This is a genomic window from Haloferax marisrubri (genome assembly GCF_001469875.2).
Lineage (GTDB): Archaea > Halobacteriota > Halobacteria > Halobacteriales > Haloferacaceae > Haloferax > Haloferax marisrubri.
Genome location: NZ_LOPW02000018.1, coordinates 408,854 through 412,737, shown reverse-complemented (window position 1 = coordinate 412,737; position 3,884 = coordinate 408,854). Strand labels below are relative to the sequence as shown.

Below are 3,884 nucleotides of genomic sequence, written 5' to 3'. Positions count from 1 at the left end.
GAGCCCCGTCATCGGCTCGTCCAACAGGAGGATGTTCGGCTCGATAGCGAGTGCGCGAGCCAGCCCGACGCGCTGTTGCTGGCCGCCGGAGAGCGTCGTCGGGCCGCGGTCGCCCATCTCGCCAATATCGAGCAGTTCGAGCAGTCCCTCGGCCCGATTCCGTCGCTCACGTTTCCCGACGCCCCGCATCTTCAGCCCGAACGCGACGTTCTCGGCGACGGTCATGTTGTCGAACAGAGCGTACTCCTGGAACACCAACCCGACGTTGCGGTTCTCCGGGGGGACGTTCGTCACGTCCTCGCCGTCGAACCTGACCGTCCCGTCGGTCGGCGTCTCGAAGCCGGCGACGGTTCGTAGCGTCGTCGTCTTCCCGCATCCCGAGGGACCGAGTACGCCGAGAATCTCGCCGTCCGAGACAGTGAGCGAAACGCCGTCCAGCGCCGTCGTGTCGTCGTAGTCCTTTCGGACCGCATCTAGTGTCACGTCTGCCATTAGCTACCTCTGATGTCGAATCCGCGGCGACCGACCCGCTGTAGGAGGACGGTGACCGCGACGATGATGAAAAAGAACATCGACACGGCGGCCGCCGCCTTGGTGAACGAGCTGTTCGAGATGTGTCGCTGCAAGAAGAGCGCCAGCGGCTGGGTACCCTTCGCCCAGACGATGTACGAGAAGTTGAACTCCGCGGCCGCGAGCGCCCAACAGATGATAGCTCCCGAGACGATGCCTGACCGGGCGTTCGGCACGATGACCGTCAGGAACGTCCGCGGCCACGACGCGCCCAGCGAGCGAGCCGACTCCTCCAGTTGTTGGAGCGGCATCGACTCGAACTCGCTTTGGACTGCCATCACCATGAACGGCGCTTTCAGGAGCGAGTAGCCGACGATGAGCCCAAAGCTCGTTGCCGAGAGGTCCGGATACGCCCGGAGGAACGCGACGCCCAAGATGACGCCCGGTACGAGCGGGAGCACGGAGACGGCGTTGACCCACTCTCTGCCCGGGAACTCGTAGCGAGCGACCGCGTACGCGATGGGAACGCCGACGACGAGGTTGATGAGGACGCCGCCGAGCGCCAGCCCGATGCTGAACGCCAACTCAGCCGGGACCAACACCGTCAGCGTCTCGCCGCCGAGCGGGAGCCTGAACAGGGGGCTCCATCCCATGCTGCGCTGTGAGCCAATCGTGTCCGCGAGCCCCAGCACCGCCCGCCAGTTCTCGAAGGTGACGAACCCGGAGGGGAGGACGCCGGTCCAACTCGTGGCGAACGAGGCGACGACGGTGAGGACGATGGGCGCGATGAGGAACGCGACCGTCGCGAACAGGGTCAGCGTCACGACAGACCGCCCGAATCGACGCGAGAGGGACGGGGACGGCCTCATATGCCGACCTCCGCGCTGGTGTACCGAAGTCCGAGGACGGTGAACAGGAACGTGAACACGAAGTAGACAGTCGCCATCGCGCCGGCGACCTGCACGTCGTAGCCGACGCCGAGTTCCCGCGAGAGTTGGAGCGTCCAGACGACCAGCGTCTGGATGACGACGAGCGTCCCGAAAATCGCCAGTCCCGTCCGGAACGTGAGTATCAGCGCGCCGGTGATTCCCGGTCGAATCTGCGGGAGTGTGACGTGCCGGAACGTCTCGAACGGCGTCGCGCCGAGCGCCTGGGCTGCCTCCTCGGCGGCCGAGTCGACTTCGGCGTACGTCCCGCGGAGGATGAGCGTCGCGCGCGGCACCATCGAGTACACGAAGGCGACGAACAGCCCCGGAACGCTCACCGCAAAGGCGAGGTCGGTGGGTCGGCTCCCGGTGAGGGCGGCCGCGACTGCGGTGACGACACCGTTGTTTCCGAACAGCACCAGAATCATGAACGCTGCGACGATGCCGGGGAGACTGATGGGAAACGAGACGAGCGTGACGAGGAGGTCCTCGCCGGGCAGGTCGTACTTCTCGAGGGCGTGCGCGATGGGGATGGCGAGCCCGACCGAGACGAGCGTCGTGCCCGTGGTCAGCCACAGGGAGTCGAACGCCACCTGTCGGTAGTAGGGGTCGCCGAACAGCGTCGCGTAGGCGTCGAGCGAGAATCCGACCGACCGGTACTGGGCCGCCGAGACGCTGATTCGAACGACTTCGGAGAGCGGATACAGACCCGCGACGAGCACCAGCACGGCAAACGGCGCGCACAGCGCGGCGATGCGGCGGTACTCGCGCTCTCGTTCGGTGACGGGGTTCACAACGGTCTCGAACGCGCCGACGACTCGCGTCGCGAGCCCCCGGAGCGTCGAGAGCAGACTGTTCTCGGCGTGTCGGTCGGACATCCTCAGATGTTCGCGCCGCGCGTTATCTCTCGGATGATGTCCTCCTGTTTCTCGACCAGCTGACCGTAGTCGACTTGGAACTCCGTCCGGTCGTACTCGGCCGGGTCGATGAACTCGTCGGGAAGCTCCAGTTCCGAGGAGCGAATCGGCCTGACGTAGGCGTCGAGGAACTGCTGTTGGCCCTCCAGCGAGAGGACGTAGTCCATGAACAGTTTGCCCGCGGCCGGATTCGGCGCGCCCTCCAAGAGCGCGTAGCCGTACGGCATGTTGAGCGCGCCCTTGTTCCCGTTTTCGCCGCCCAAGAGCGCCACGCCGACGTTCTCTTCCGCAACCTCGCCGTTGTTGTATTTGAGGTCGAGGCCGGAGTAGTCGTACCGGATGAACGTCGCGTACTCCCCGCGGGAGAACTGCGCGAGGAAGTTGTCGGTGAACTCAGCGCCGCCCTCCTGAATCCGTTCGTAGTAGTCGATGACGGGCTGGAGGTCGTCCATGCTGCCGCCGCGGGCGTTGTTGACCGATAACGCTGCCGCGAGCCCGACCGCCGCCTGCGGGGTCTGGAGCGCGAGGTCCTGCATGATTTCGGGTTGGAGCAGGTCCTCCCACGTGGTCGGCTCGTCGAGGCCGCGTTCCTCGTAGATATCCTTCCGGTAGGTCACGGCCGTCGTCACCCGGCGGGTCGCCGTAACGTGGCCGTCGTCGGTCTTGAGCGAGTCCGGAACCTTGTCCCACCCCTTCGGCTTGTACGCCTGCGTGAAGCCCTCGTTCCGGGCGACGATGCCGTAGGTGTAGCCGCCGTTGTATCCGGTGTGGGTCATGTTGTTCGAGTGCGAGCGCATGTGCTGGAGCGCCTCGCCCGACGAGCGGTCGTCGTCGTGGACGGCCACGCCGTAGGAGTCCTCGAACGACTGCATCAGCGACGGCCAGTTCATCCACCCGGACTGGACGCAGTAGAAGTACAGCATATCGGGGAACGCGGCGGCCTCGATGTTCGTCTGGAAGTCCTGATAGCCGACCTCGTACGTCTCCGCCTCGCCGCCACCGGAACCCGTCGAGTCGGCGTCACTCTCGGAACTACTCGTCGTCAGACAGCCGGCGAGACCCGCTACCGCCGCGGCAGTACCCCCGATGAAATTTCGCCTGGTTGATACCATCGACCGAGAAACATGACTGTCTGCTATAGTAATCGTTAGAACTTTTTACTCGGAAACTCTTGCAAGAGATAGTGAACCATCTCGACGAGGTTTCCGTCGAGGAACTGCAAGACGCTCTCGACAACGTGGACGGAAAGAAGCCGACACAACGGCTCTTAGCGGCTATCGCGTACAAGAACGGTGTCACGCAGACCGAGCTAGCCCAGTGGTACGGTGTTCAGCGACGGACGATCTACAGTTGGCTCAAGCGACTCGACACCAACGAGTCGCTTGAGCAAGCCGTTTCTGACGATAAACGAACTGGGAGGAAGCGAAAGCTTTCAGAAACACAGCAAAACAAATTTCAAGAAACCGTCCACGAACCACCTGAAGAAGTCGGGCTCGACGCGCCGGCGTGGACGCCGGCGCTTGCCCAAGAG

Annotated in this window: 5 protein-coding genes; 1 reads left to right on the top strand and 4 read right to left on the bottom strand. The window is 64.2% G+C overall.

From position 1 onward, the window contains the following. From AUR65_RS20375 to AUR65_RS16870, 4 genes are all read right to left on the bottom strand, one after another. Positions 1 to 492: ABC transporter ATP-binding protein (locus tag AUR65_RS20375; RefSeq protein WP_084816518.1), on the bottom strand; the 492-nt coding region annotated here is incomplete at its 3' end. Then, complete coding sequence (locus AUR65_RS16880; RefSeq protein ID WP_058568062.1) at positions 492 to 1,379, bottom strand: ABC transporter permease; 888 nt, start codon at positions 1,377 to 1,379, stop codon at positions 492 to 494. The genes AUR65_RS16880 and AUR65_RS20375, both read right to left, overlap by 1 nt. Then, on the bottom strand, positions 1,376 to 2,314 hold the full coding sequence (locus AUR65_RS16875) for an ABC transporter permease (protein WP_058568061.1): 939 nt from the start codon (positions 2,312 to 2,314) through the stop codon (positions 1,376 to 1,378). The genes AUR65_RS16880 and AUR65_RS16875 overlap by 4 nt, the downstream gene beginning before the upstream one ends. Positions 2,315 to 2,316: 2 nt before the next feature. Beyond that, positions 2,317 to 3,465: an extracellular solute-binding protein gene (locus tag AUR65_RS16870; RefSeq protein ID WP_058568060.1), complete on the bottom strand. Its 1,149-nt coding sequence runs from the start codon at positions 3,463 to 3,465 to the stop codon at positions 2,317 to 2,319. Positions 3,466 to 3,536: 71 nt separating this feature from the next. Here AUR65_RS16870 and AUR65_RS16865 point away from each other — a divergent pair. Continuing rightward, positions 3,537 to 3,884 (top strand): helix-turn-helix domain-containing protein (locus AUR65_RS16865; RefSeq protein WP_058568059.1); only part of this gene is annotated, 348 nt, incomplete at its 3' end.

Bases quoted from the DNA above. Each gene is read 5' to 3' on its own strand.
- AUR65_RS16880 (WP_058568062.1), bottom strand. From the start codon at position 1,379: ATGAGGCCGTCCCCGTCCCTCTCGCGTCGATTCGGGCGGTCTGTCGTG.
- AUR65_RS16875 (WP_058568061.1), bottom strand. From the start codon at position 2,314: ATGTCCGACCGACACGCCGAGAACAGTCTGCTCTCGACGCTCCGGGGG.
- AUR65_RS16870 (WP_058568060.1), bottom strand. From the start codon at position 3,465: ATGGTATCAACCAGGCGAAATTTCATCGGGGGTACTGCCGCGGCGGTA.